The sequence below is a fragment of the Nonomuraea sp. NPDC059007 genome, from assembly GCF_042740555.1.
In the GTDB taxonomy this organism is placed as follows: Bacteria; Actinomycetota; Actinomycetes; order Streptosporangiales; family Streptosporangiaceae; genus Nonomuraea.
The window spans coordinates 102,859-126,851 of the sequence record NZ_JBHYJD010000017.1 but is presented as its reverse complement, the minus strand read 5'-3'; the positions used below and the strand labels follow the sequence as shown (position 1 = coordinate 126,851).

Genomic DNA, 23,993 nt, shown 5'->3' with positions numbered 1-23,993 from the left:
TCTGGTTCTGCCCGTTCTCCGGGGAGACAGGTTCCCGTACGCTTCGTTCTGTGACGACTGAGGAACACGTGGTGTTGGTCGACGGCGAGGGAAACGCGATCGGCGCCGCCCCCAAAACGTCGGTACACGGCCGGGACACCCCTCTCCACCTGGCCTTCTCCAGCTACGTCTTCGACCCGGCCGGCCGGGTACTGCTGACCAGGCGGGCCGGGCACAAGCTGACGTGGCCGGGAGTCTGGACCAACAGCTGCTGCGGCCACCCGCTGCCCGGCGAGGCCGTAGAGCACGCGGTGCTGCGCAGGCTCTCCTACGAGCTGGGTCTGGACGCCGAGCGTGCCGACCTGATGCTGCCGGCATTCTCCTACCGGGCGGTCATGCCCAACGGCGTCGTGGAGCACGAGCTGTGCCCGGTCTACAGGGTCACGGTGAAGGGGCCGGTCGACGCCAACCCCGACGAGGTGGGCGAGGTCCTGTGGATGCCGTGGAAGGAGTTCGCCGTGGGCGTGGGCAACGGCCTGCTGGCGATCTCGCCGTGGTGCAAGGAGCAGGTTCCGCTGCTCACGGCTCTGGGCGACGATCCGCTGGCGTGGGAGACGGCGCCGGAGGACGGGCTGCCTCCGGCCGCTCGGGTGGCTGGGCGCCGGCACGGCGCCCAGCCGTGACCTATCGGGACACCTCGCCGCGGATGAACTTCTCGACGTAGTCGCGCGCCTCGTCGTCGCTGTGCTGGACGGGCGGGGACTTCATGAAGTACGAGGAGGCGCTCAGGATCGGGCCGCCGATGCCCCGGTCAAGGGCGATCTTGGCGGCGCGGACGGCGTCGATGATGATGCCGGCCGAGTTGGGGGAGTCCCAGACCTCGAGCTTGTACTCCAGGTTCAGCGGCGTGTCGCCGAACGAGCGGCCCTCCAGGCGGACGTAGGCCCACTTGCGGTCGTCGAGCCACGGCACGTGGTCGGACGGGCCGATGTGCACGTCGGCCTTGCCCATCTCGTGCGGGATCTGCGAGGTGACCGACTGCGTCTTGGAGATCTTCTTGGACTGGAGGCGCTTGCGCTCCAGCATGTTCATGAAGTCCATGTTGCCGCCGAAGTTGAGCTGGTACGTGCGCAGCAGCTCGACCCCGCGGTCCTCGAAGAGCTTGGCCATGACGCGGTGCGTGATGGTGGCGCCGACCTGCGACTTGATGTCGTCGCCGATGATCGGGACGCCCGCCTCCTCGAACTTCTCCGCCCACTCGGGGTCGGAGGCGATGAAGACCGGCAGCGCGTTGACGAAGGCGACCTTGGCGTCGATGGCGCACTGCGCGTAGAAGCGGTCGGCCTCCTCCGAGCCGACTGGGAGGTAGGAGACGAGGACGTCCACCCGGTTCTCCTTGAGGACCTTCACGACGTCCACCGGAGCCTCGTCGGACTCCTCGATGATCTCGCGGTAGAACTCGCCGAGACCGTCGAAGGTGTGGCCCCTCTGCACGATCACACCCGTGGGCGGCACATCCGTAATCTTGATCGTGTTGTTCTCACTGGCCACGATCGCCTCGGACAGGTCGCGCCCGACCTTCTTGGCGTCCACGTCGAAGGCGGCGACGAACTCGACGTCACCGACGTGGTACTCGCCGAACTTGACGTGCATCAGGCCGGGGACCCTGGCGTCCGGGTCGGCGTCCTTGTAATAGTGCACGCCCTGGACCAGCGATGCCGCGCAGTTGCCGACACCGACAACGGCCACGCGAACCGAACCCATCGCACTCGCTCCCTTACTCATCTGTGTTATTTCTCGCGGGCTCCGAGGCCCGTCTCTCTGTCGCGATCAGCTCATTCAGCCAACGCACCTCGCGCTCGACCGATTCCAGACCGTGACGCTGCAACTCCAGGGTGTAAGCATCGAGCCTTTCCCTGGTACGCGCGAGCGCGGTGCGGACGGCGTCGAGTCGTTCCTCGAGCCGGCTGCGGCGGCCTTCGAGGATGCGCAGGCGCACCTCGGCCTCGGTATGGCGGAAGAAGGCGAAGTGGATGCCGAAGCTCTCGTCCTCCCACGCGGACGGCCCGGCCTGGGTGAGCAGCTCCTGGAGCCGCTCCTTGCCTTCGGCGGTGAGCTTGTAGACGATCTTCGATCTGCCGCTCACCCGAGTGGGTTGCTCTTCCACGATAAGACCCTGCTCCAGGAGCGACCTCAAGCAGGGGTACAGCGAACCGTAGGAGAACGCACGGAACATGCCGAGCAGCTCGTTGAGCCGTTTGCGCAGCTCGTAGCCATGAAGCGGCGTCTCGTGCAGCGACCCGAGCACGGCCAGTTCCAGCACTCTGCCCTGTCCGCTGACCATTGGAACCGCCCTCCTCTCGCGTCGATGTATCGGCTCGATACATCTTGAGGATACGTCGCTCCGCTATATGGCCGCAATTAATGACTTTCCCAAGGCGTTGGGAGGAATCGGTAAAAAGCCGTAGTCTGGCGCGCATGTGGTCACAGCGAAGGGTGGTGGATTACGGCCTCGCCAAGCGGGCGGTGGTCCGCTCGGTGCGCTCAGGGCGCACTGTGCCCCGTGACGTCTGTGACGCACAGCCGTACCTCCTCCGCGCGGCACGCCACCTAGGCGAGCCCACCGAACGCACCTGCCCGGTGTGCGAGAGGGAGAACGTCACCAACGTGACCTATGTCTATGGGGATTCCCTGGGTCGCCATGCTGGTCAAGCAAAGGCCACGTCAGAACTCGTCGACATGGCCCATGATTACGACGAGTTCAGGGTGTACGTCGTCGAGGTCTGCCAAGGTTGTTCCTGGAACCACCTGGCGGTCTCGTACGTCCTCGGCAACGGACCGCCTGACCTCGTCGGCCAACCGTGAGACCGAGGGCGGCGAGCAGCCTCACGCCCACCCGCCGTGCCATCCGACGACGATGCGAGGACGTGTGAGTTACAGCAGCAACGAGGGGACAGGACGCCAAGGAAGGCGCCGTCGCTCAAGCTCACCCCGTTCAGCTGCCTCTCAGGGGCAGACCCCCCAGACCGGTTCCTGGGGTACGGCGCAGCCGCCACGTCGTCCGGAGGCAGCCTACGAGCAGACCGGTGCGATGGCCGCGCAGCAGGGGCAGGGGCCGGGCTTCGACCCGCCGCAGCCCCGCCGCGCCCAGCCCGGTCAGCCCGGTCAGCCCGGACAGCAGGGCCAACCGGGTCAGCAGGGCCGGCCCGGTCCGCGCCCCGGGCAGCCTGGACAACCCGGGCAACCGGGGCAGCCTGGTGCGTACCCGGGACAGCCCGGCGCGCACCCGGAGCAGGCCGGCACGGGACCGCAGCGCACCTCGCGCCGTCGCCCGCAGGAGCAGCAGGACACCGTCGTGAGCCAGGCGCCGCGCCGTGGACGCGGACGCGGCGGCCCGGAAGGCCCGCCACCGCCCGCCGGGCCCGGCAGGGGCGACGGTGAGGGCCGCAACTGGCGCCGGTTCCTGCCGAGCTGGAAGATCGTCGTGGTCGGCATCGTGGTCGTGGCCGCCGGCGTGTTCGGCATGATCATGGTGGGCTACTCCCTCACGCCCATGCCCACGCAGGCACAGGTGCAGGACGGCGTCGACGACCAGGCCAGCATCATCCGCGACGCCAACAACAAGGTGATCGCCAGGCTCGGCACCAAGCGCAAAGAGGTGCAGATCCAGCAGGTCCCGCGGCACGTCCAGGACGCGGTGATCGCGGCGGAGAACAGCTCCTTCCGCGACGACGCCGGCATCTCCTTCTCCGGCATGGTCCGCTCGCTGTGGAGCACGGCCACCGGCCAGCAGGTCCAGGGCGCCTCGACCATCACCCAGCAGATGGCCCGCAACTACTACGACGGCCTGTCCCAGGAGCGCTCGCTTGAGCGCAAGGTCAAGGAGATCTTCGTCGCGGTCAAGCTGAACAAGTCGCTGCCGAAGGAACAGATCCTCTCCCAGTACCTCAACACCATCTACTTCGGCCGCGGGGCCTACGGCATCGGCGCCGCCGCCGAGGCCTTCTTCAAGAAGGACGTCAAGGACCTCACCCCCGAGCAGGGCGCCTACCTCGCCGGCCGCATCCAGAACCCCTCCTCCTTCGACCAGTCGGAGAAGTCGGGAGACAAGGGCCCCACCCAGTTCCGGTACAAGTACGTGCTCGAGCAGCTGGGCAAGCTCGACCCGGCCAACTACGGCAACCTGCTCAGCAAGTCGCCCACCGCGCCGAAGCTCACCAGCAGCCGCGAGAAGGACTACTTCAAGGGCGTCGAGGGCTACATGATCATGGCCGTGGTCAACGAGCTCGAACGTGACCACGGCATCGACATGGACGACCTGAAGACCGGCGGCTACAGGATCACGACCACCCTCGACACGGGCCTGATGGAGGCCGCGAAGAAGGCGGTCAACCAGCACACGGCGAACGCACCCGACGAGGTCATGTCCACCATGGCCGCGGTGGACCCGCGCGACGGCCGGATCAAGGCCTTCTACGGCGGTGACGACTACGCCAACGACCAGTGGATCGACGCGTTCATGTCGGTGAAGCAGGCAGCCTCCGCCTTCAAGCCCTATGTGCTGGCGGCCTGGCTGGACCAGGGCTACAGCCTGCGCAGCTACCTGCCCGCCAAGGGACCGATCACGCTTGAGGGCACCAAGCCCATCGACAACGACCACGCGTCGAAGGCGTCGGCGGTCGACGTCGTCAACGCCACCGCGAGCTCGGTCAACACCGCTTTCGCGAAGATGGGGGAGAAGGTCGGCCTCGACGCCGTCATCGACATCGCCTCCCGCGCCGGCATCAACAAGGAGCGCCTGGTGTCGACCAAGGAACGCCAGATGTACCAGCTCACGATCGGTTCGAGCGGGGTGACGGCGGTCGAGCAGGCCGGGGGCTACTCGATCTTCGCCAACGCCGGCATGCACTTCAAGAACCACGTCATCATGAAGGTCGTCAACCGGGACGGCCAGACCCTCTGGGACGACAAGAAGCGGATCAACCCCGTCAAGGTGATCACCCCTGAGGCCGCGGCGGACGCGACCGTGGCGCTCCAGGCCGTGGTCAAGAGCGGTACCGGCAGGAACGCCGCCCTCTACAACCGCCCGGTCGCCGGCAAGACCGGCACCAACAACGACAACAAGGACGTCTGGTTCGTCGGATTCACCCCGCAGATCTCCACCGCCGTGGGCATCTTCCGCCAGCAGTGCGTGACCAAGTCGGGAAAGATCGTCCGGCCGAGGTTCGACAACTGCCCGTGGTACCGGGGCAAGGACCCGGCCAAGGAGAAGAAGTACACGCCGCAGAAGCCGTACAGCACGGCGGCCGAGGCGCCGCTTCCGAGCGGATACCAGGGTGCCACGTACCCGGCCGCCATCTGGAAGACCTTCATGACCGAGGCCACCAAGAACGACAAGGTCGAGCAGTTCCCGCCGCGCGCGGACACCGGTGTGCCGGAGAACCTGGCGCCCAAGCCCACCCCGACGCCCACGCGCACGATCGACCCGGAGAACCCGTTCGAGGACCCGACCGACTGCCCGCTCCTCGACCCGGCCTGTGAGGACGACGGCAACGTCAACGTCGACCCCAACGAGCAGGGTTTCCCCGAGGGTGACGACGGCATGATGGGCGGCGGCGCGACGGTTCCCGATCCGATGCCGAGCCGCCGCGAGGACGGATGAAGCCGCCTGTCCACATAAGGGCGGCTTCGTACCTGCCCCTGGGGTTGTTCGCCGCCCTGGGGGCGACGCTGGCGTACCTGTTCAGGCTGCCGTGCCGTACCGGCGGGTGGAACGACCAGGTCACCACCTACACCAGCTTCTGCTACACCGACATCTACCCGCTCTACTTCGACCGGCAACTGTCGACCGAGAACCCCTACTTCGCCCAGGTCCCGTTCGACAAGCAGGTCGAGTACCCGGTCGTGCTGGGCGAGGTCATGCAGGTCATCGCCTGGCTGGTCAGGTCCGCGGAGGGCGTGGCCGCGCAGGGCGTGCGCTTCTACGACATCACCGTCGTCCTGCTCGGCGTCTGCCTGGTGATCGGCGTGCTGCTGATGGCCGCGGTGGCCGGCCCGACCCGCCGCTGGGACGCTCTCTGGTACGCGCTCGCGCCGTCGGTGATCCTGGCCGCCTACATCAACTGGGACCTGGTGGCCGGGGCCCTCTCGATGGGCATGCTGCTGGCCTGGGCCAGGAAACGGCAGGTCCTGGCCGGAGTTCTGCTCGGGCTGGCGATCGCCACCAAGTTCTACCCGCTGATGTTCCTGGGCGCGCTCTTCCTGCTCACGGTGCGCACCGCGCGATGGCGGCCGTTCATCGTCACGGTGGCCGGGGCGGTGACCGCCTGGCTCCTGGTCAACCTGCCGTTCATGATTTTCGCCTGGGACGGCTGGCGCCGCTTCTACTTCTTCTCCCAGGAACGCGGCGTCGACTGGGGCTCGCCCTGGCTGTTCTTCCAGAACAAGGGCTGGCCCGTGCTCGGCACCGCCGACGTGAGCCTGCTCGGCACCGCTTCGCTGGCCGTGCTCTGCCTCGGCATCGCCGTGCTCACGCTGGCCGCACCGCGCCGTCCCCGGCTGGCGCAGATCTGCTTCCTGGCGCTGGCCGCGTTCATGATGACGAACAAGGTGTGGTCGCCGCAGTTCGTGCTGTGGCTGGTGCCGTTCGCCGTGCTGGCCAGGCCCAACTGGAAGCCGCTGGCCCTGTGGCAGGTGGCCGAGGTCTGGTACTTCTTCGCCATCTGGCTCTACCTGCTCGCCCAGCCGCCGCTGGACCGGGCCGACCTGGGCATCGGTGACGACACGTACTTCACCGCGGTGTGGGGCCGTGTGATCACCATCGGCATCATGATGGCCTTCGTCGTGCGCGACATCCTCCGTCCCGACAAGGACGTGGTACGGCAGGGCGGCGTCGACGACCAGATCGGTGGCGTCTTCGACGAGGCCCGCGACCGCTACACCCTGCTGCCCGCCTCTCGATGATCACTCGTTCGGCCGATCGTGACGCGCTGCTGCTGTGGCTCGGCTCGCGCGCCGGACTGCTCGTGGCGACGCTGCTCGGCATCTCCCTTCAGGACTATCTGGGCAAGTGGCGGGCCTGGGACGCCGGGTTGTTCGTCATCATCGCCGAGCACGGCTACGACGGCGTACCCGGCCGGCCGCCGGACGCGGGGCTGCCCGCGTTCTTCCCCGGGCTGCCGATGGCGCTGCGGCTGGTGCACCTGGTCGTACCCGACTGGGCGCTGGCCGGGCTGCTGATCTCGCTGGTCGCGGGGGCGGTGGCGACGATCTTCCTGGCCCGGCTCGCCGTTTTCGAGGGCGGTACCGGCTGGGTGGCCGTGCTGGCGCTGCTGCTCTTCCCGACCGCCGTCTTCCTGGCCGCCGGCTACAGCGAGTCGCTCTTCCTGGCGTTCGCGGTGCCGGCGTGGCTGGCCGCCAGGCAGCGGCGCTGGCCGCTGGCCGTCGTGCTGGCCGCGGGCGCCTCGTGTGTGCGGATCACCGGGTTGTTCCTGGCGCTTGCCCTGTGGGTGGAGTTCGCCTCGTCGCGGCCCTTGCTCCGGCTGGCGCCTTGGCTGGCCGTACCGTTTCTGCCGTTGGTGGGGTATTCGTATTTCCACTACACGCGCTCGGGCGACTGGTTCGCGTGGAAGCACGCGCAGGAGGCCGGCTGGGGCCGGGAGATGGTGTGGCCCTGGGAGTCGTTCGCCAAGACGTGGGGCGCGGCCATGGGCGAGGACGAGTTCGCGGTCGCGTTCCGGATGGAGATCGCCGGGGTCGCCGTGGCCGTGCTGGGGCTGGTGTGGCTGCTCGCCCTGCGGCGCTGGAGCGAGGTCGTCTACTGCGGGTTGCAGGCCGGGGCGCTGATGACCTCGGCCTACTACCTGTCGATCCCGCGTTCGCTGCTGCTGTGGTTTCCCCTGTGGGTGGCGATCGCCCGGTTGCGGCACCGGTGGGTGATCGCCGCGTACGCCATGGTGTCGGGGCCGCTGATGGTGCTGAACGTCGTGCGGTTCCTCACGGGCGCGTGGGCGGGCTGACGCCCTTACCCACTTCCGCGGCTCGGTAATCCAGGGAAGTTATCCACAGGCTGTGTATCAGAGGTTCTTGCGGAGGAAGGCGATGTCGTCCGCCTGGCCCGCCGCGGGGGTCTCGACGATGACCGGGGCGCCGGCGGCCCGGCAGACCGCGAGGATCAGCTCAGGGTCGATCTTCCCCTCGCCGATGTTGGCGTGCCGGTCGGCACCGGAGTCGAAGTCGTCGCGCGAGTCGTTGCAGTGGACCAGGTCGATGCGGCCGGTGATGGCCTTGACCCGGTCGACCAGGTCGACGAGCTCCTCGCCGCCGGCGTGGGCGTGGCAGGTGTCGAGGCAGAACCCCACGTCGAAGCCGTCGAGCGCCTCCCACAGCCGGGCGATGCGCTCCAGCTTGCGGGCCATCGCGTTGCCGCCGCCCGCGGTGTTCTCGATGAGGACGGGGATGCGCCGCTCCTCCAGGCGCTCGAACACCTTGCGCCAGTTGTCGAAGCCGACCTGGGGGTCGTCGCTGTTGTTGACGTGGCCGCCGTGCACGATCAGGCCCTTGGCGCCCAGGTCGGCGGCGGCCGTCAGATGCTGGGTGAGCAGCTTGCGGCTGGGAATCCTGATCTTGTTGTTGGTGGTGGCCACGTTGACCAGGTACGGGGCGTGGATGTAGATCTCCACACCCTCGACCGGCTTGTCCGGCAGCACCGGGCCCTTGTAGCCCTGGGGATCGCCGAGGAAGAACTGCACCACCTCGGCGCCGACCTCGGCGGCGTGGGCGGCGGGATCGTCCTGGTCGACATGAGCACCGATGAGCACCATGGCTTGAGGGTAGCCGTTTGGTCCGACGTTCTCAGGGCAGTCGCCAGGAGCCCCCCGACCACCTGAGGAGCGTGATGGCGCTGTATCGCAGAGGCGTGAGCCTGATATTCCTGATCTACGTGCTCGTCGGCATCTACGTTGCGTGGATCCACGACTACATCACCCCGGCCCTGCTCAAAGACCTGGCCGAGGCGCTGCTGGCCATATTCCTGTGGTTCCTGATCCTGCTCGGTGTCGATCTGCACCTGGGCGGGTGAGTCTGCGGGGCCTTCGCGGCCCCTCAGACCATTTCTAGGGAAGGAAGCCGCCCCGCGCGATGCCGAGCGCCACGCCGACGAACGCCGCGACGATACCGATGATGTTGAGAACCCGCTCGCCCGTGGTCACCGAGACGTACTGCGAGTACAGGCCCATGCCGAATCCGAGCGCGCCGGCCCACGAGGCCACCCAGTGCCCGCCGGTGAAGAACGTCGCCACGAACGCCACGAGGCCGACGACCAGGGTCGCGACGGCCAGGGCGTTCTCACGCGGATGCGCGTGTCCATCACTGTTGAGGGCGAGCATGGAGCGTTCGCTGTCGGACGGTTCCAGCATGTGTGGCACGGTCACCACCCCCTTGTCCTTACAGGCCTTCCCATCCGTGAGCGGCTGGTAACCTGGTCAGGCTGCGTTGTGATTGACCTTTGGCGCCGAAAGGGGCGCCTGGGCAGAAACGTCAGCGTCCTCCTGTCACGACAGATCGTCGTGACCGCAAGAGTCCAGAGGAGGTTGGAGTCCCGCATGCGTCGTTACGAAGTAATGGTCATCCTGGACCCTTCGCTCGATGAGCGTACGGTGGCACCGTCCCTCGACCAGTTCCTCACCGTCGTCCGCAACGACGGCGGCACCGTGGAGAAGGTCGACGTCTGGGGCCGTCGCCGCCTCGCCTACGACATCGACAAGAAGTCGGAAGGCATCTACGCCGTCATCGACCTGTCCGCGGAGCCCGCGACGGTCAAGGAGCTCGACCGGCAGATGAACCTCAACGAGGGCATCATGCGCACCAAGGTTCTCCGCCCCGACGTGCACTAACCAAGCTTGTCTCCCGGCTTTTGTCGGGCGGCAGCCGTACTCTGAGCCGGTAACCCAAGAAGTTCAGGAAGGCTCCTAGCCATGGCAGCAGGCGACACCGTCATCACCATCGTCGGCAACCTTGTCGACGACCCGGAGCTGCGCTTCACCCCTACGGGTCAAGCCGTGGCTCGTTTCCGAGTCGCGTCCACTCCGCGGTTCATGGACCGCCAGACCAATGAGTGGAAGGACGGCGAAAGCCTCTTCCTGACCTGCAACGTGTGGCGTCAGGCGGCCGAGAACGCCGCCGAGTCGCTGCAGCGCGGCATGCGGGTCATCGTTCAGGGGCGGCTCAAGCAGCGGTCTTACGAGACCAAGGAAGGCGAGAAGCGCACGGTTTACGAGGTCGAGGTCGACGAGGTCGGCCCGTCCCTGCGCAACGCGACCGCCAAGGTCAACCGCACCTCCCGTCAGGGTGGCGGCGGTGGCGGCGGCTTCGGCGGCGGTCCCGCCGACGACCCGTGGGCCTCCGCGTCCCCGGCCCCGTCCCAGGGCGGCGGTTTCGGCGGCGGCGGTGGCGGCGGTCAGCAGCAGCAGCAGGGCGGCGGCGGCTTCGGCGGCGGCGGCAACGACTTCAGCGACGAACCGCCTTTCTAATCACCAGTCCACAAGCCCGAGTCCATTCCCGCATCACAGCGGGGCTCTGAAAGGAGCACCACGATGGCTAAGCCGGCACTGCGCAAGCCCAAGAAGAAGGTTTGCCTGTTCTGCCACGACAAGATCTCCTACGTCGACTACAAGGACACGGCGCTGCTGCGGAAGTTCATCTCCGACCGCGGCAAGATCCGTGCCCGCCGGGTGACGGGCAACTGCACCCAGCACCAGCGCGACGTGGCGACCGCGATCAAGAACGCGCGTGAGGTGGCTCTGCTGCCTTACACGAGCACCGCGCGCTAAGGGAGGTTTCGTCGATATGAAGCTCATCCTCACCAACGAGGTCTCCGGCCTCGGCGCCCCCGGCGACGTCGTCGAGGTCAAGGACGGCTACGGCCGTAACTACCTGATCCCGCGCGGCTTCGCGATCCGCTGGTCGCGTGGCGGCGAGAAGCAGATCGAGTCCATCAAGAAGGCTCGTGACGCCCGCGAGATCCGCGACCTCGGCACCGCCAAGGAGGTCGCCGGCCAGCTCGGCGCCCTCAAGGTCAAGCTGGCCACCCGCGCCGGCGACAGCGGCCGCCTGTTCGGCTCGGTCACCACGGGCGACGTCGCCGACGCGGTCAAGGCCGCCGGCGGCCCGATCCTCGACCGCCGCCGCATCGAGATCGTCAACCCGATCAAGAGCCTCGGCAGCCACAAGGTCAGCGTCAAGCTGCACCCGGAGGTCTCCGCCTCCATCGACGTGGAGGTCATCGCCGGCTGACGGCCCCACGTTCCGCTCAGGCCCTCTTCCGCTTCTGTGGTCGAGGGCCTTTGGCGTCTCTTTCTGCTACAACGCCCGTGCCTCTTTCCGTCACAGCGTCCCTGTCCGTTACGGCTCCGCCCTCCCCACGCCACCCGCCGACGTCGGCGGGCGCCGATCGTGGGGGTCGCTTCTCACGTCGGACGTGGTCCCCACCGCAACGGCCCACCTTGCCCACCCGACACCCGGACATCACACCCCGTGTAGCCACGCCGACGCCCGACGCCACAGTCATCCGCACCTCGACGCCCCAGGACCGGCTGTGCTAGCCCTCCGCCGTCGACCACGTGGCGTCTGTCCGGGGCGCGGGGGCTGGGCGGGTGGGTGTTGTGTTTTCCGGGCGGATTGAGGGGTGGGGTTCTGGGTTGTCGGGACGCCTCCTGGGCGGTGATCGGGGTGGGCTATCGGGGGTGGTTGGGTTACGGGGTGTAAGGGCTGGTCGTGGCTTATTTCCTAGCTGACCTTAGTAGAATGTGGAACGTTCTTCCCCGTGTTCCCTGGAGGCTCAGCCATGGTCCGTCCCTCGATGCTGTTCGCGCTCGGAGCGCTCGCGGCCGCCGTAGTCGCCTGTGCCCCCGCAGACAACACCACGGGCGCCTCCGCCGCCCCCTCGGCCTCCACCGCCTGCACCAAGGACCAGCTCAAGCTCATCACCGCCGGCAAGCTGACCATCGGCACCGACAAGCCCGCCTACGACCCGTGGTTCAAGGACGACGACCCGGCCAACGGGCAGGGGTTCGAGAGCGCGGTGGCGTTCGCCGTAGCCGGTGAGCTGGGGTTTGACCGTGACGAGGTGCAGTGGAGCACGGTGAAGTTCGACTCGGCGTTCGCTCCGGGGCCGAAGAAGTTCGACTTCGACGTCAACCAGGTCTCCATCACGCCCGACCGCGCGAACGTCGTCGCCTTCTCCAAGGGCTACTACACGGTCAAGCAGGCGATCGTGGCCGTCGAAGGCGGTAAGTACGCCGGGGCGAAGAGCCTGGCCGAGCTCAAGGACGCCAAGATCGGCGTCCAGGTCGGCACCACCTCGCTGGACGCGGTGAAGGAGGTCATCCAGCCCGCCGCCGACCCCAACATCTACAACGAGCAGATCGACGCGGTCAACGCGCTGAAGAACAAGCAGGTCGACGCCCTCGTGGTGGACCTGCCGACCGCCTTCTACGTGACCGCCGCCCAGGTCGAGAAGTCCAAGATCGTCGGCCAGTTCAGCTCGACCGGCGGCGCGCCGGAGGAGTTCGGGCTGGTCATGGAGAAGGGCAGCGCGCTGAAGCCCTGTGTGGACAAGGCCGTCGAGACGCTGAAGTCCAAGGGTGAGCTGGCCAAGATCGAGCAGCAGTGGCTCGGCTCGGCCGCCGGGGCCCCGGAACTGAAGTGACCACCGCCTGGGTCAAGAGCGATCGGCAGGTCGAGCGCGAGCGGGTCCGCAAGTCGCGGGCCCGCCGGTCGGCGTCCGTGGCCACGGCGTCGACGATCATCTTCCTGCTGCTGATCGTGGGGGTGGTGGTCAACGCGCCGGGGTGGCCGCGGGTTCAGGAGACCTTCTTCAGCCCCGAGCACTTCGTCAGGGCGCTGCCGGACGTGCTCGAAGGCTTCCTGCTCAATGTGAAGATCTTCCTGATCGCCGAGCCGTTGATCCTGGTGATCGGTCTGCTGCTGGCGCTGGCGCGGGGGTTGAAGGCCCCGGTCTTCTTTCCGTTGCGGGCACTGGCGGTCTTCTACGTCGACTTCTTCCGCGGCGTCCCCACGCTGCTGCTGATCTACCTGGTCGGGTTCGGTCTGCCAGCGCTCAACCTGCAGGGGATTCCCGCCGACCCGGTGACGCTGGGCATCATCGCGCTGACGCTGTCCTACAGCGCGTACGTGGCCGAGGTGTTCCGGTCGGGCATCGAGTCCATCCATCCGAGCCAGGTGGCCTCGGCCAGGTCGCTGGGCCTGAGTCATGCGAAGACGATGCGGTTCGTGGTGGTTCCGCAGGCCACCCGGCGGGTCGTCCCGCCCCTGCTGAACGACTTCATCTCGTTGCAGAAGGACACGTCGCTGGTCGCGACCATCGGCGCCGTCGAGGCGCTGCGGGCCGCGCAGATCCACGCGGCCAAGACGTTCAACTACACCTCCTACCTGGTGGCGGCGCTGCTGTTCCTCCTGCTGACCATCCCGATGGCCAGGTTCACCGACTACCTGGCCGCCCGAACCCAGAGGCGGCGTGGGGCATGAGCGTGCTGACGATCGAGGGCGTCTGGAAGAACTTCGACGGCCACCACGTGCTGCGCGGCATCGACCTGGAGGTCCACTCGCACGAGGTGGTCTGCCTGATCGGGGCGTCGGGTTCCGGCAAGTCGACCCTGCTGCGCTGCGTGAACCTGCTGGAAACGGTCGACGACGGCGCCGTGTACCTGGAGGGGCAGGAGATCACCGATCTGCGGGTGGACGTCGACGACGTGCGTAAGCGGATCGGGACGGTGTTCCAGGCGTACAACCTGTTCCCGCACATGAGCGTGCTCGACAACATCACGCTCGCGCCCCGGCAGGTCCACGGGATCGGCCGGCGGGAGGCGGAGGAGCAGGCGCGGGGGCTGCTGGGCAGGTTCGGGCTGGCGGACAAGGCCGAGGCCTATCCCGACCGGCTCTCGGGCGGCCAGCAGCAGCGGGTGGCGATCATCCGGGCGCTGGCCACGCAGCCTCGGCTGATGCTGCTGGACGAGGTGACGTCGGCGCTGGACCCGGCCCTGGTCCGCGAGGTGCTGGGGGTCATCAGGGAGCTCAAGGACACGGGCATGACGATGCTCCTCACCACGCACGAGATGGGCTTCTGCCGCGACATCGCCGACACGGTCTGCTTTCTGGACGACGGCGTGCTGGTGGAGAAGGGCCCGCCGGAGAAGATCTTCACCGATCCCGGACATCCGCGCACTCGTGAGTTTCTCAGCACCGTGCTGGAGTCGGGGCGGTTCTGAGCCGGTCTAGCGCCTGTGCCGGCCCCGGCCGACCTTGGCGTTGCCGGCCGCCAGGAGGCTGTGGCGCTTGCCGTACAGGAGATAGGCCACGAGGCCGAAGGCCATCCACAGCGCGAACCACCCCCAGGTGAGCACCTGGAGGTTCACCATCAGCCAGAGGGTCGCCACGATCGACAGGCCCGGCAGCCACGGCGAGAGCGGCACCGTGAAGCCGCGCTCCAGGTCGGGCAGGCGGCGGCGCATCACGATCACGCCCACCGCCACGAACAGATAGGCGAACAGCGCGCCCAGCACGACGAGTTCCTGCAGCGTGAACACCGGCACGAACTGGGTGAGCAGCATCGCGATCACGCCGATCACCCACGTCACCCGCGACGGGGTGTGGAAGCGGCGGCTGATCGTGGCCAGCCCGCGGGGGAGCAGGCCGTCGCGGGCCATGGAGAACATCACACGCGTCTGCCCGACCAGCAGGACCAGGATGACCGTGGTCAGCCCGAGTACCGCGCCGATGTCGATGACGTGCACCATCCAGTCGACGCCCGCGATCTTGAACGCTCCGGACAGGGGCGCGTCTACGTCGATGCGCTCGTACGGCACCATGCCGATCATCACGATCGCGACGCCGAGGTAGATGACCGTGGCGATCACCAGGCTCCTGATGACGCCTTTCGGTACGGCCCGCCGCGCGTTGACCGTCTCCTCAGCCGCCGTGGTCACCAGGTCGAAGCCGATGTAGGCGAAGGCGATCGCCGAGGCGGCGGCGAACACTCCGAACCAGCCGAACGTCTGGCTCTGCCCGAACACCACCTCCAGCACCGTGTCCGGCGGCGTCGGCGAGGGCTTGGCCTCGACGAAGAAGTCGCCGAAGTTGGCCACGTCGATGTGCAGCGCGCCCACGACCAGCACCGCCGCGATGGCCAGCAGTTTGGCGCTGACGATCACCCAGAGCGCCCGCAACCCGACGTGCGCGCCCAAGGAGACGATGCCGGTCAGCAGCGCCAGGATGAACAGGGCGAACCCATTGGAGAACGCCTCCGGGTACGGCAGGCGGATCCCGAAGTCCGTCAGCAGCTGCGCCGCGTACAGGGACCACGCCTTGGCCACGACCGCCGAGGCGAGCTGCAGCTCCAGGATGAGCGCCCACCCGATGACCCACGCCCAGACCTCGCCGAAGATGACGTAGGCGAAGGTGTAGGCGGTGCCCGAGGTCGGCATCGTGGACGACAGCTCGGCGTAGCACAGGGCCGCGAGCAGGCAGGCGATGCCGGCGATCATGAAGGACAGCAGGACGCCCGGCCCGGCGGCGGTCGACGCCTGCACGCCGGCGACGCTGAAGATGCCGGCGCCGATCGTCGCGCCCAGGCCGAGGACCACGAGGTCGGCGGGGCGGTAAAGTTGCGCGAGGCGGTGCCGGGCACCGGTGCGTAACCCGGTGGCCTCGGACGGTGGTAAACGGCGCATGATCGTGGACAAAGGCAACCCACTCAGCTCTGTGAACCCGCTCACAGTGCCTTACCGTTCACCTGACGACAAGCACGGGACGGTTACGCCCCGGTCACCAGCCAGGCAGTGCCGGAGGCCCGCCGTACCAGCGTGATCAGTCGTGCAACCATCCACACCCCTAGCGCGCACCAAAGTGCAACGATGCCCCATCCGGCGGCGAACAGCGCGGCCGGAAGGTAGGCGAGCGTCGTCCACACCCCCGCCCACGCGAGGTACTTCTGGTCGCCCGCGCCGATGAGCACGCCGTCGAGGACGAACACGATCCCGCAGATCGGCTGGAAGAGCGCGACCGGCCACAACACGGCCAGCAACTCCGCGGTGACCTGCGGGTCGGCGGCGAACAGCCCCGGCACCCACGGCCTGGCCACCAGCACCAGCCCGCCCAGCACGACCCCCGACCACAGGCCCCAGCGCACCATCCGGGTGGTGGCCGCCCTGGCCGCGGCGACGTCCCCGGCGCCCAGCGCCCGTCCGGTGATCGCCTGCCCGGCGATGGCGATCGCGTCGAGGGCGAAGGCCAGCAGCGTCCAGACCTGGGTGGCGATGGCGTACGCGGCCAGTTCCGGGCGGCCCATGCGGGTGGCCACCACGGTCGCGACGACCAGCACCACGCGCAGGCAGACGGTCCGCACCAGGAGCGCGAACCCGGCCGTGCCCGCCTGCCCGATCCCCGCCCAGTCGGGGCGTAGCGAGACGCCGCGGGCCCGCGCACCTCTGACCACGATCACGAGGTAGACGGCGGCGCCCGCCGTCTGGGCGGCGACCGTTCCCCAAGCCGAACCGGCGATGCCCCAGTGGAGTCCGAGGACGAACCAGGTGTTGAGCGCGGCGTTCAGCGCGAAGGAGCCGATCGCGACGACGAGCGGGGCGAGCGTGTTCTGCAGGCCGCGCAGTACGCCGGTGCCGGCCAGCACCACGAGCATGCCCGGGGTGCCGAGCAGGCTGATGCGCAGATAGACGACGGCCTGCCCGGCCTGGTCCGGGGCCGCGCCGAACAGGCCGACCACGGTGGGCGCGAGCGGCCAGCCGACGAGGATCACGGCGAGGCCGATGCCGATCGCCAGCCACAGGCCGTCCACGCCGCTGCGCATGGCGCGGGCGTGCTGTCCGGCCCCGGTGAGGCGGGCGACGGAGGCGGTGGTGCCGTAGGCGAGGAAGACGCAGAGGTTCACCACGGTCGCGAGGACGGTGCCCGCGACGCCCAGCGCGCCGACCGCGGTGGTGCCCAGACCGTGGCCGACGATGGCGTAGTCGGCGAGCAGGAAGAGCGGTTCGGCGACCAGCGCGCCGAAGGCGGGCACGGCTAGTCGGAGAATCTCCCGATCCTGGGAGGTAATGGGCATTTGTCTAGTATGAGCCTTACACGGCGTGTCGCGGCAACTTTCTTTCCTCCACAGTCGGTGGACATTGTTTCCCCAGGTCAAGACGCTGTTTGAGGGTGCTGTCCAGAGTTATCCCCAGGACTGTCCACAGTGCTCCCACACCCTGAGGCGCGTCGTGCACAGCTTGACCACAGCCTTGTCCACAGGCCGCGTTGCCGTACCTCGCGGAACCCGCGAAACTGTCAGACCGGTCGGCTACAAGTGGGGGTGGTGCGACCGCCTGCTAGTTCGAGGGGGCGCGGTAAGCATGGACGACGAAGAGCCGGGCGGCGGTGGCGGCCCGAGTTTCGAACGTACCCCGCCCCACAACATCGAGGCGGAGCAGTCGGTCCTGGGCGGCATGCTGCTGTCCAAGGACGCCATCGCCGACGTCATCGAGATCCTGCGTTCCGACGACTTCTACCGGCCCGCCCACCAGATCATCCACGACGTCATCACCGACCTCTACGGCAGAGGCGAGCCGGCCGACGCCGTCACCGTCTTCGACGAACTGCAGAAGCGCGGCGAGATGGCCAGGGTCGGCGGCGCCGCCTACCTCCACACGCTGACCGCGGTCGTCCCGACGGCCGCCAACGCGGGCTACTACGCGAAGATCGTCCGCGAACAGGCCATTTTGCGCCGCCTCATCGAGGCCGGCACCCGCATCGTCTCCTACGGCTACGGCGGCCAGAACGAAGAGGTCGACGACCTGGTCGACCGCGCCCAGGCCGAGATCTACAAGGTCACCGAGCGCCGCACCTCCGAGGACTACCGCCCCCTGTCGGAGATCATGCCCGGCGCCCTCGACGAGCTGGAGGCCATCGGCAGCCGCGGCGGCCACATGGTCGGCGTACCCACCGGTTTCCAGGACCTCGACCAGCTCACCAACGGACTCCACCCGGGCCAGATGATCGTCGTGGCCGCCCGCCCCGCCATGGGCAAGTCCACGCTCGGACTGGACTTCGCGCGCTCGGCGGCGATCAGGAACGGGATGACCACGGTCATCTTCTCGCTGGAAATGTCGCGCAACGAGATCACCATGCGCCTGCTCTCGGCCGAGGCCCGGGTCGCGCTGCACGCGATGCGCTCCGGCATGATGAGCGACGACGACTGGACCCGGCTGGCCAGGCGGATGAGCGAGGTGGCCGAGGCGCCGCTGTTCATCGACGACTCGCCCAACATGTCCATGATGGAGATCCGGGCCAAGTGCCGGCGCCTCAAACAGCGCCACGACCTGCGCTTCGTCATCATCGACTACCTCCAGCTGATGAGCTCGCCGAAGAAGACGGAAAGCCGCCAGAACGAGGTCTCGGAGATCTCGCGAGGCATCAAGCTGCTGGCGAAGGAGCTTGAGGTCCCGGTCATCGCGATGTCCCAGCTCAACCGTGGCCCCGAACAACGCACCGACAAACGCCCCCAGGTCAGCGACCTGCGCGAGTCCGGATCCATCGAGCAGGATGCGGACATGGTGATCCTCTTGCATCGTGAGGACGCCTACGAGAAGGAGTCGCCGCGGGCCGGCGAAGCCGACCTGATCGTGGGCAAGCATCGTAACGGTCCCACCGCCACGGTCACCGTGGCCTTCCAGGGCCATTACAGCCGGTTCGTCGACATGGCCCAGCACTGACGCGAAAAACCGGATGACGCCCCCGCCGCCGCGGAGTTAGCCTGCCTGGCGACCCCAGGAGGTGCCCATGCAGGTCAAGGACGTCATCCGGTCCCAGCGTCCCTTCTCCAGCCGAGGAGTCTCCTTTTGTATGCCCTGCCTGCCGAGCTCAGGCATGCCCTGACCGAAGAGCTCGAGTCCCACCGTGAGCACGACCTGGCCGCCTCGGCCGCCGAGCTCACGGCGCGTTATCACCGTCCCATCGACCGGCCCGCGCTGCGGTCGGCGACCGACGTGGCCGCCTACGCGGCAGTCCGCATGCCGGCCACCTTCGCCGCCGTCCGGTCCGCCCTGGCCCAGGCGGCGGCCGTGGCGCCGGGTTTCGGCCCGCGTACCCATCTGGATGTAGGGGGTGGCACCGGCGCGGCGGTCTGGGCGGCCGCCGACTGCTGGCCCGGCCTGCGCGAGGTGACCGTCCTCGAGCGCGACCGCGCGGCCGCCGGCCTCGGCCGTGCGCTGGCCGCCCGTTCCGCCCATCCCGCGGTACGGCAGGCCACCTGGCGCCAGGCCGATCTGGTGAAAGACATCACTACGGAACCGGCCGACCTGGTGACCGTGTCGTACGTGCTGGGGGAGTTGCCGGAGGCGGCCCGGCTGCCGCTGATCAGGAGGCTGGCCGGGCGGGCCGGGATGCTGGCCGTGGTCGAGCCGGGTTCGCCGGACGGGTTCGCGCGGGTGCTGGCCGTCCGTGACCTCCTGGTCGAGCTGGGCATGAACATCGCGGCTCCCTGTCCCCATGAGGAGGCGTGCCCGCTCGCGCCCGGCGACTGGTGCCATTTCGCCGCCCGGCTGCCGCGCGAGAGCCTGCACCGGCGGCTCAAGGCGGGCTCGCTGGGCTTCGAGGACGAGAAGTTCTCCTATGTCGTGGCGACGTCGGCGCCGGTCACGCCGCCGGCGGCGCGGGTGCTGCGCCATCCGCGTACCCGCAAGGGGCTGGTGACGCTGACGTTGTGCGGCGACGGCGTCAGCGACCAGAACGTCTCCAAGCGCGACGGCGAGCTTTACCGCGCGGCCCGCGACACCGCGTGGGGTGAGGCGTGGCCGCCGGTGTGACCCAGTAGACACGCGGCGGCGGAATCGGGCTGATCTTCGCGGTGCTTTAGCAGATGACTACAGCGAAGGGAAGAAGCCATGACCATCTTGATCGCCTATGACGGTTCCGCCGACGCGAAGGCGGCCATCGAGTTCGCGGGCGAGCACCTCGCCCGGGAGTCGACGGTCGTGATCACGGTGTGGGAGCCGCTGCTCGTGCAGCTGAAGCGGCACCCCATCGCCGGGCCCGCGCTGATTTCCGACCAGGGCGAGGAGTGGAAGGAACTGGCCGAGCAGCAGGCCAAGGAGGGTGCGGAGCTGGCGGTGAAGGCCGGTCTGAGCGACGTGACGGCACGCGCGGTGGCCGACCGCGAGTCGATCTGGAAGACCATCGTGGACGTGGCCGACGAGATCGACGCCTCGCTGATCGTGACCGGTTCGCGGGGGCTGGCCGGGGTGCGCTCGGTGTTGCTGGGCAGTGTGTCCAACCACGTGCTGCACCACGCGCACCGCCCGACGCTCATCGTGCCACCGGCGAAGAACTAGCAGGCCGCGCAGTTGGAGGCCGGGGAGAGCCGGGTGTCGATGCGCCTGGCTCCCGGCCCCTCGTCGCCCAGGCGGTCGAAGGGGTTGGCCAGTACGCACCGGTCGAGCGACAGGCACCCGCAGCCGATGCAGTCGGTCAGGTCGTCGCGCAGCCGTTGAAGCTGCTCGATGCGGTCGTCGAGCTCGGTACGCCACGCGGCGGAGAGCTTGGCCCAGTCCTCGCGGTTGGGCGTGCGCTCCTCGGGGAGCTGGGCGAGCGCGTCCTTGATGGTCTTGAGCGGGATGCCGATGCGCTGGGCCAGCCGGATGAAGGCGACCCTGCGCAGGGTGTCGCGCGAGTAGCGGCGCTGGTTGCCGGTGGTGCGGCGGCTGTCGATCAGGCCTTTGGCCTCGTAGAAGTGCAGCGCGGAGACGGCGACCCCGCTGCGCTCGGACAGCTGGCCGACGGTGAGCTCCTTGGAATTCCACGGCGCCTTGCTCATCTGCGCAGCCTATGTCACCTGTGTCGGGCGATCGAAGAGGGTCTCCAGCACGACGATGGTCTGGGTGCCGGTGACGCCGTCGATGTCGAAGATCTCGCGCAGCACCTCCTGGAGCTGCTCGGTGCCGGCCGTACGGACCTTGACCAGGACGGAGGCGGGACCGGCGATGATATGGGCCTCCTCGACGCCGTCGATGGCCTTGAGCGGCTCGGTCGTGCCGCCCATCCACACGCTGCCGTCGACCAGGACGTAGGCGAGCACGCCCCGTCCTGTGGCGACCGGGTCCACGTCGATGGTGGTGCGCCGGATGACGCCGCGTTCGCGTAGTTTGCGGACCCGCTCGTGGGTGGCGCCGCTGGACAGCCCCACCGCCTTGCCGAGCACGGCGTACGACCGCGTGGCGTCCTCCTGGAGCTGACCGATCAGCATCCTGTCAATGTTGTCCACAACAGGATGGTAGTCGGCCATGGCCTTCCATTGCCGGATGAGGTTTGCTTCTGCTATGACGACCGTGATTCCCACCGAGTTCGAGCCGTTCGACCCGCGCGCCGCCGAGATCCGCGGGGACCTGTGGACGGAGGTGCTGCACACCGGCACCCGCTGGGCCGAGGGCCCGGTCTACTTCCCGGCCGGACGCTTCCTGGTCTGGAGCGACATCCCCAACGACCGCCTGCTGCGCTGGGACGAGATGACCGGCCACGTCGGCCCCTTCCGCGAGCCGGCCGACTACGTCAACGGCAACACCCTCGACCGGGTCGGGCGGCTGATCTCCTGCGAGCAGGGCACCCGCCGGGTCACCCGTACCGAGGCCGACGGGCGCGTGACCGTGATCGCCGACCGGTGGAAGGGCAAGCGCCTCAACAGTCCCAACGACGTGGTCGTACGCTCCGACGGCTCCATCTGGTTCACCGACCCGCCCTACGGCATCATCAGCGACTACGAGGGCCACCGGGCCGAGCAGGAGATCGACGGCTGCCACGTCTACCGCGTGGACCCGGGCACCGCCGAGGTACGCGTCGTGGCCGGCGACTTCGAACGCCCCAACGGCCTCGCGTTCTCCACCGACGAGAAGCAGTTGTACGTCGCCGACACCCAGGCCAACCACATCCGCCTGTTCGACGTGCACGAGGACGGCCGGCTGACCGGCGGGAAGGTCTTCGCCGACACCGAGCACGGCAGCTTCGACGGCCTGCGCCTGGACGACACCGGCCGGGTCTGGGCGGCGTGCGGCAAGGCGGTCAACTGCTACGACCCCGACGGCACCCTGCTGGGCCGCCTGAAGTTCCCCGAGCAGGTGGCGAACCTGGTCTTCGGCGGCCCCAAGCGCAACCGCCTGTTCGTCACCGCCACCTCGTCCCTGTACTCGATCCTGTCCGGGGTACGCGGCGCCCGCCCGGTCTGGGGCTGAGTCACTCCCACCGGAACAGCCGTACGGCCAGCCCGCCGAACACCAGCAGCCCACCGGCCATGACGGCCAGGTGCGGCAGCTGGGGCGCGTTGCCCGCCCAGGTGTCGCGCAAGGCCTGGGCGAACGGCCCGGCCACGGAGAAGTCGCCGATCGTGCGCAGGACCGGGGACATGAGCTCGCGCGGGATCCACATGCCCGCGACGAACATCAACGGGAACATGATCACCGATCCGACCGGCGCCGCCACCTTGCTGGTTTTCAGCATCGCCGCCACCACCAGGCCCATGGCCAGGAGCGCCGCCGTACCGAGGAGATAGACGAGGGCGAAGGCGACGAGGGCGCGCGGCGGCACGGTGCCCAGCACGAGACGGGCGCAGACGATGAGCAACACCGTGGACAGGACGGCGATCGCGAGGTTGATGACGAGCTGGGCGGCCAGGACGCGGGCCGGGTGCACGGGCGTGGTCGACATCCTGCGCAGCACGCCGCGCTCGCGGTAGGCGGTCAGGGTCGAGGGCAGGACGGTGAAGGCCAGCGTGAGCAGCGCGAGCATGGTCATCATGGCCGGCATCTGGGTGTCGTTGAGCGACTGGCCGCTCAGCTCGGGCTTGCGCTCGGAGAAGCCCGGCATGCTGCCCAGGACGAGCAGCAACGCCAGCGGCAGCGCGACGGTGAACGCGATGCCCGGCCATTCGCGCAGCTGGAGCTTGGTCTCGACGGCGAGGATCTTCATCATGGGATGAGCTTCTTTCCGGTGATGGCGAGGAAGGCGTCGTCCAGGTTGGCCTGCTCGATGCGCAGGTCGGTGGGGACGATCTGGTGTTCAGCCAGCGCGAGCGTGACGGCGGGCGCGAGGTTGCCGGAGCCGGTGACGACGAGCCGGGCGCCGCTGCGCTCGACCGAGCGCACCTCGGGCAGGGCGAGCAGGATCGCCTCGTCCACGGGGGAGGAGGGCCGGAAGCTGACCTCCTGCTCACCGTCCACGGACGCCACCAGCCCGGCGGGGGTGTCGATCGCGGCCACCCTGCCCCCGTCGATGAGGGCCACGCGGTCGCAGAGCCGTTCGGCCTCTTCCATGAAGTGGGTGACCAGCAGGACCGTCACGCCGTCGGCGCGGATCCGCTCCACGAGCTCCCACACGTCGCGCCGCGCCTGCGGGTCGAGGCCGGTGGTCAGCTCGTCCAGTACGGCCACGCGCGGCCGCCCGACCAGTGCCAGCGCCACCGACAGCCGTTGCCGCTGGCCGCCGGAGAGCTTGGCGAACATGGCGTTCCGCTTGGCGGTCAGGCCGACCAGGTCGAGCAGTTCCGGCCAGTCGGCAGGATCGGGGTAGAAGGAGGCGTACAGGTCCATGGCCTCCCACACCTTGATGCGGTCGGGCAACTGGGAGCTCTGGAGCTGGGCGCCGAGGATACGGCGCAGCCGGTCGCGGTCGCGGCCGGGGTCGACGCCGGCCACGCTGATCCGGCCGCCGTCGCGGCGGCGCAGGCCGGAGACGCACTCGACGGTGGTGGTCTTGCCGGCTCCGTTGGGCCCGAGGATGCCGAAGATCTCGCCTTCCTCGACGGAGAACGAGACGTCCTCGACGGCCACATGGTCTTTGTAGCTCTTGCGGAGGTTGGTGACTTCGATCAGGTCCATGCCTCAGACGCTAAGAACACCCGGTTCCCTGGGGAATCGCGCTAGCTCCCAGGCAAGGGTGTACTTAGATGCAGTGTCTGATTCGCCGGG

The 23,993-nt window shown here is 68.5% G+C and carries 28 protein-coding genes; 17 read left to right on the top strand and 11 right to left on the bottom strand.

Going from position 1 to position 23,993, the window contains the following annotated elements; genetic code table 11:
• The first annotated feature begins 50 nt into the window (after positions 1 to 50).
• Positions 51 to 662, top strand: coding sequence for an isopentenyl-diphosphate Delta-isomerase (gene idi / locus ACFWY5_RS27655; RefSeq protein WP_379613069.1), 612 nt, complete (start codon positions 51 to 53; stop codon positions 660 to 662).
• Position 663: 1 nt separating this feature from the next.
• On the opposite strand, the gene ACFWY5_RS27650 is transcribed toward idi, so the two are convergent.
• Together ACFWY5_RS27650 and ACFWY5_RS27645 are read right to left on the bottom strand one after the other, a co-directional pair.
• On the bottom strand, positions 664 to 1,743 hold the full coding sequence (locus ACFWY5_RS27650; RefSeq protein ID WP_379613070.1) for an inositol-3-phosphate synthase: 1,080 nt from the start codon (positions 1,741 to 1,743) through the stop codon (positions 664 to 666).
• Between the two features lie 13 nt (positions 1,744 to 1,756).
• Positions 1,757 to 2,323: a helix-turn-helix transcriptional regulator gene (locus ACFWY5_RS27645; protein ID WP_379613071.1), complete on the bottom strand. Its 567-nt coding sequence runs from the start codon at positions 2,321 to 2,323 to the stop codon at positions 1,757 to 1,759.
• A gap of 134 nt (positions 2,324 to 2,457) precedes the next feature.
• On the opposite strand from ACFWY5_RS27645, the gene ACFWY5_RS27640 reads away from it, so the two are divergent.
• Positions 2,458 to 2,844, top strand: coding sequence for a DUF5318 family protein (locus tag ACFWY5_RS27640; protein WP_184959142.1), 387 nt, complete (start codon positions 2,458 to 2,460; stop codon positions 2,842 to 2,844).
• A gap of 130 nt (positions 2,845 to 2,974) precedes the next feature.
• Here ACFWY5_RS27640 and ACFWY5_RS27635 read toward each other — a convergent pair whose 3' ends face one another.
• Positions 2,975 to 3,265: a hypothetical protein gene (locus tag ACFWY5_RS27635; protein WP_379635245.1), complete on the bottom strand. Its 291-nt coding sequence runs from the start codon at positions 3,263 to 3,265 to the stop codon at positions 2,975 to 2,977.
• Positions 3,266 to 3,334: 69 nt separating this feature from the next.
• Between ACFWY5_RS27635 and ACFWY5_RS27630 the strand changes: the two genes are divergently transcribed.
• From ACFWY5_RS27630 to ACFWY5_RS27620, 3 genes are read left to right on the top strand one after another with little or no spacing between them, the layout of a single operon-like run.
• Positions 3,335 to 5,641 carry a transglycosylase domain-containing protein gene (locus ACFWY5_RS27630; RefSeq protein ID WP_379613074.1) on the top strand — a complete coding sequence of 769 codons (2,307 nt, stop codon included), beginning with the start codon at positions 3,335 to 3,337 and terminating at the stop codon, positions 5,639 to 5,641.
• Positions 5,638 to 6,942 (top strand): glycosyltransferase family 87 protein, encoded by a 1,305-nt coding sequence (locus tag ACFWY5_RS27625; protein WP_379635243.1) that lies wholly within the window; start codon positions 5,638 to 5,640, stop codon positions 6,940 to 6,942. Before ACFWY5_RS27630 ends, ACFWY5_RS27625 begins: the two co-directional genes overlap by 4 nt.
• Positions 6,939 to 7,997, top strand: coding sequence for a mannosyltransferase family protein (locus tag ACFWY5_RS27620; RefSeq protein WP_379635241.1), 1,059 nt, complete (start codon positions 6,939 to 6,941; stop codon positions 7,995 to 7,997). Before ACFWY5_RS27625 ends, ACFWY5_RS27620 begins: the two co-directional genes overlap by 4 nt.
• 57 nt (positions 7,998 to 8,054) lie before the next feature.
• On the opposite strand, the gene ACFWY5_RS27615 is transcribed toward ACFWY5_RS27620, so the two are convergent.
• Positions 8,055 to 8,801, bottom strand: coding sequence for a deoxyribonuclease IV (locus ACFWY5_RS27615; protein ID WP_379613077.1), 747 nt, complete (start codon positions 8,799 to 8,801; stop codon positions 8,055 to 8,057).
• A gap of 95 nt (positions 8,802 to 8,896) precedes the next feature.
• Between ACFWY5_RS27615 and ACFWY5_RS27610 the strand changes: the two genes are divergently transcribed.
• On the top strand, positions 8,897 to 9,058 hold the full coding sequence (locus tag ACFWY5_RS27610; RefSeq protein ID WP_379613078.1) for a hypothetical protein: 162 nt from the start codon (positions 8,897 to 8,899) through the stop codon (positions 9,056 to 9,058).
• 34 nt (positions 9,059 to 9,092) lie between these two features.
• On the opposite strand, the gene ACFWY5_RS27605 is transcribed toward ACFWY5_RS27610, so the two are convergent.
• Positions 9,093 to 9,395: a hypothetical protein gene (locus tag ACFWY5_RS27605; RefSeq protein WP_379613079.1), complete on the bottom strand. Its 303-nt coding sequence runs from the start codon at positions 9,393 to 9,395 to the stop codon at positions 9,093 to 9,095.
• A gap of 186 nt (positions 9,396 to 9,581) precedes the next feature.
• Between ACFWY5_RS27605 and rpsF the strand changes: the two genes are divergently transcribed.
• The 7 genes from rpsF (at position 9,582) to ACFWY5_RS27570 (ending at position 14,264) form a co-directional block, all read left to right on the top strand.
• A complete protein-coding gene (gene rpsF / locus ACFWY5_RS27600) occupies positions 9,582 to 9,872 on the top strand; it encodes a 30S ribosomal protein S6 (RefSeq protein WP_184959149.1) in 291 nt (96 codons plus the stop codon).
• 81 nt (positions 9,873 to 9,953) lie between these two features.
• Positions 9,954 to 10,508: a single-stranded DNA-binding protein gene (locus ACFWY5_RS27595; RefSeq protein WP_379635239.1), complete on the top strand. Its 555-nt coding sequence runs from the start codon at positions 9,954 to 9,956 to the stop codon at positions 10,506 to 10,508.
• A 63-nt stretch (positions 10,509 to 10,571) separates the two neighbouring features.
• Positions 10,572 to 10,808, top strand: coding sequence for a 30S ribosomal protein S18 (gene rpsR, locus ACFWY5_RS27590; protein ID WP_020543048.1), 237 nt, complete (start codon positions 10,572 to 10,574; stop codon positions 10,806 to 10,808).
• Between the two features lie 16 nt (positions 10,809 to 10,824).
• Positions 10,825 to 11,271, top strand: coding sequence for a 50S ribosomal protein L9 (gene rplI / locus ACFWY5_RS27585; protein ID WP_184959151.1), 447 nt, complete (start codon positions 10,825 to 10,827; stop codon positions 11,269 to 11,271).
• Between the two features lie 550 nt (positions 11,272 to 11,821).
• The gene (locus tag ACFWY5_RS27580) at positions 11,822 to 12,685 is read left to right on the top strand and encodes an ABC transporter substrate-binding protein (protein ID WP_379613081.1); all 864 of its coding nucleotides are present in this window, start codon (positions 11,822 to 11,824) and stop codon (positions 12,683 to 12,685) included.
• Positions 12,682 to 13,524, top strand: coding sequence for an amino acid ABC transporter permease (locus tag ACFWY5_RS27575; protein WP_379613082.1), 843 nt, complete (start codon positions 12,682 to 12,684; stop codon positions 13,522 to 13,524). Before ACFWY5_RS27580 ends, ACFWY5_RS27575 begins: the two co-directional genes overlap by 4 nt.
• Complete coding sequence (locus ACFWY5_RS27570) at positions 13,521 to 14,264, top strand: amino acid ABC transporter ATP-binding protein (protein WP_379635237.1); 744 nt, start codon at positions 13,521 to 13,523, stop codon at positions 14,262 to 14,264. Before ACFWY5_RS27575 ends, ACFWY5_RS27570 begins: the two co-directional genes overlap by 4 nt.
• Positions 14,265 to 14,270: 6 nt before the next feature.
• Here ACFWY5_RS27570 and ACFWY5_RS27565 read toward each other — a convergent pair whose 3' ends face one another.
• Entirely contained in the window at positions 14,271 to 15,725 is a 1,455-nt protein-coding gene (locus ACFWY5_RS27565) for an APC family permease (protein WP_379635234.1), read from the bottom strand.
• An 83-nt stretch (positions 15,726 to 15,808) separates the two neighbouring features.
• The gene (locus ACFWY5_RS27560) at positions 15,809 to 17,110 is read right to left on the bottom strand and encodes an MATE family efflux transporter (RefSeq protein WP_379635232.1); all 1,302 of its coding nucleotides are present in this window, start codon (positions 17,108 to 17,110) and stop codon (positions 15,809 to 15,811) included.
• Between the two features lie 286 nt (positions 17,111 to 17,396).
• On the opposite strand from ACFWY5_RS27560, the gene dnaB reads away from it, so the two are divergent.
• The 3 genes from dnaB to ACFWY5_RS27545 all read left to right on the top strand — a co-directional run bounded on the left by dnaB (position 17,397) and on the right by ACFWY5_RS27545 (position 20,372).
• Positions 17,397 to 18,755, top strand: coding sequence for a replicative DNA helicase (gene dnaB, locus ACFWY5_RS27555; protein ID WP_379613086.1), 1,359 nt, complete (start codon positions 17,397 to 17,399; stop codon positions 18,753 to 18,755).
• A gap of 126 nt (positions 18,756 to 18,881) precedes the next feature.
• On the top strand, positions 18,882 to 19,847 hold the full coding sequence (locus tag ACFWY5_RS27550; RefSeq protein ID WP_379635230.1) for a small ribosomal subunit Rsm22 family protein: 966 nt from the start codon (positions 18,882 to 18,884) through the stop codon (positions 19,845 to 19,847).
• Positions 19,848 to 19,925: 78 nt separating this feature from the next.
• A complete protein-coding gene (locus ACFWY5_RS27545) occupies positions 19,926 to 20,372 on the top strand; it encodes a universal stress protein (protein WP_379613088.1) in 447 nt (148 codons plus the stop codon).
• On the opposite strand, the gene soxR is transcribed toward ACFWY5_RS27545, so the two are convergent.
• Both soxR and ACFWY5_RS27535 read right to left on the bottom strand, forming a co-directional pair.
• Entirely contained in the window at positions 20,369 to 20,854 is a 486-nt protein-coding gene (gene soxR / locus ACFWY5_RS27540) for a redox-sensitive transcriptional activator SoxR (RefSeq protein WP_379613089.1), read from the bottom strand. The genes ACFWY5_RS27545 and soxR overlap by 4 nt on opposite strands.
• A gap of 9 nt (positions 20,855 to 20,863) precedes the next feature.
• On the bottom strand, positions 20,864 to 21,301 hold the full coding sequence (locus ACFWY5_RS27535) for an Lrp/AsnC family transcriptional regulator (protein ID WP_379635228.1): 438 nt from the start codon (positions 21,299 to 21,301) through the stop codon (positions 20,864 to 20,866).
• Between the two features lie 55 nt (positions 21,302 to 21,356).
• Between ACFWY5_RS27535 and ACFWY5_RS27530 the strand changes: the two genes are divergently transcribed.
• Positions 21,357 to 22,262 carry an SMP-30/gluconolactonase/LRE family protein gene (locus ACFWY5_RS27530; protein ID WP_379613091.1) on the top strand — a complete coding sequence of 302 codons (906 nt, stop codon included), beginning with the start codon at positions 21,357 to 21,359 and terminating at the stop codon, positions 22,260 to 22,262.
• 1 nt (position 22,263) lies between these two features.
• Here ACFWY5_RS27530 and ACFWY5_RS27525 read toward each other — a convergent pair whose 3' ends face one another.
• Together ACFWY5_RS27525 and ACFWY5_RS27520 are read right to left on the bottom strand one after the other, a co-directional pair.
• Positions 22,264 to 22,998 (bottom strand): ABC transporter permease, encoded by a 735-nt coding sequence (locus ACFWY5_RS27525; protein WP_379635226.1) that lies wholly within the window; start codon positions 22,996 to 22,998, stop codon positions 22,264 to 22,266.
• Entirely contained in the window at positions 22,995 to 23,903 is a 909-nt protein-coding gene (locus ACFWY5_RS27520; protein WP_379635224.1) for an ABC transporter ATP-binding protein, read from the bottom strand. The genes ACFWY5_RS27525 and ACFWY5_RS27520 overlap by 4 nt, the downstream gene beginning before the upstream one ends.
• Between the last annotated feature and the right edge of the window lie 90 nt (positions 23,904 to 23,993).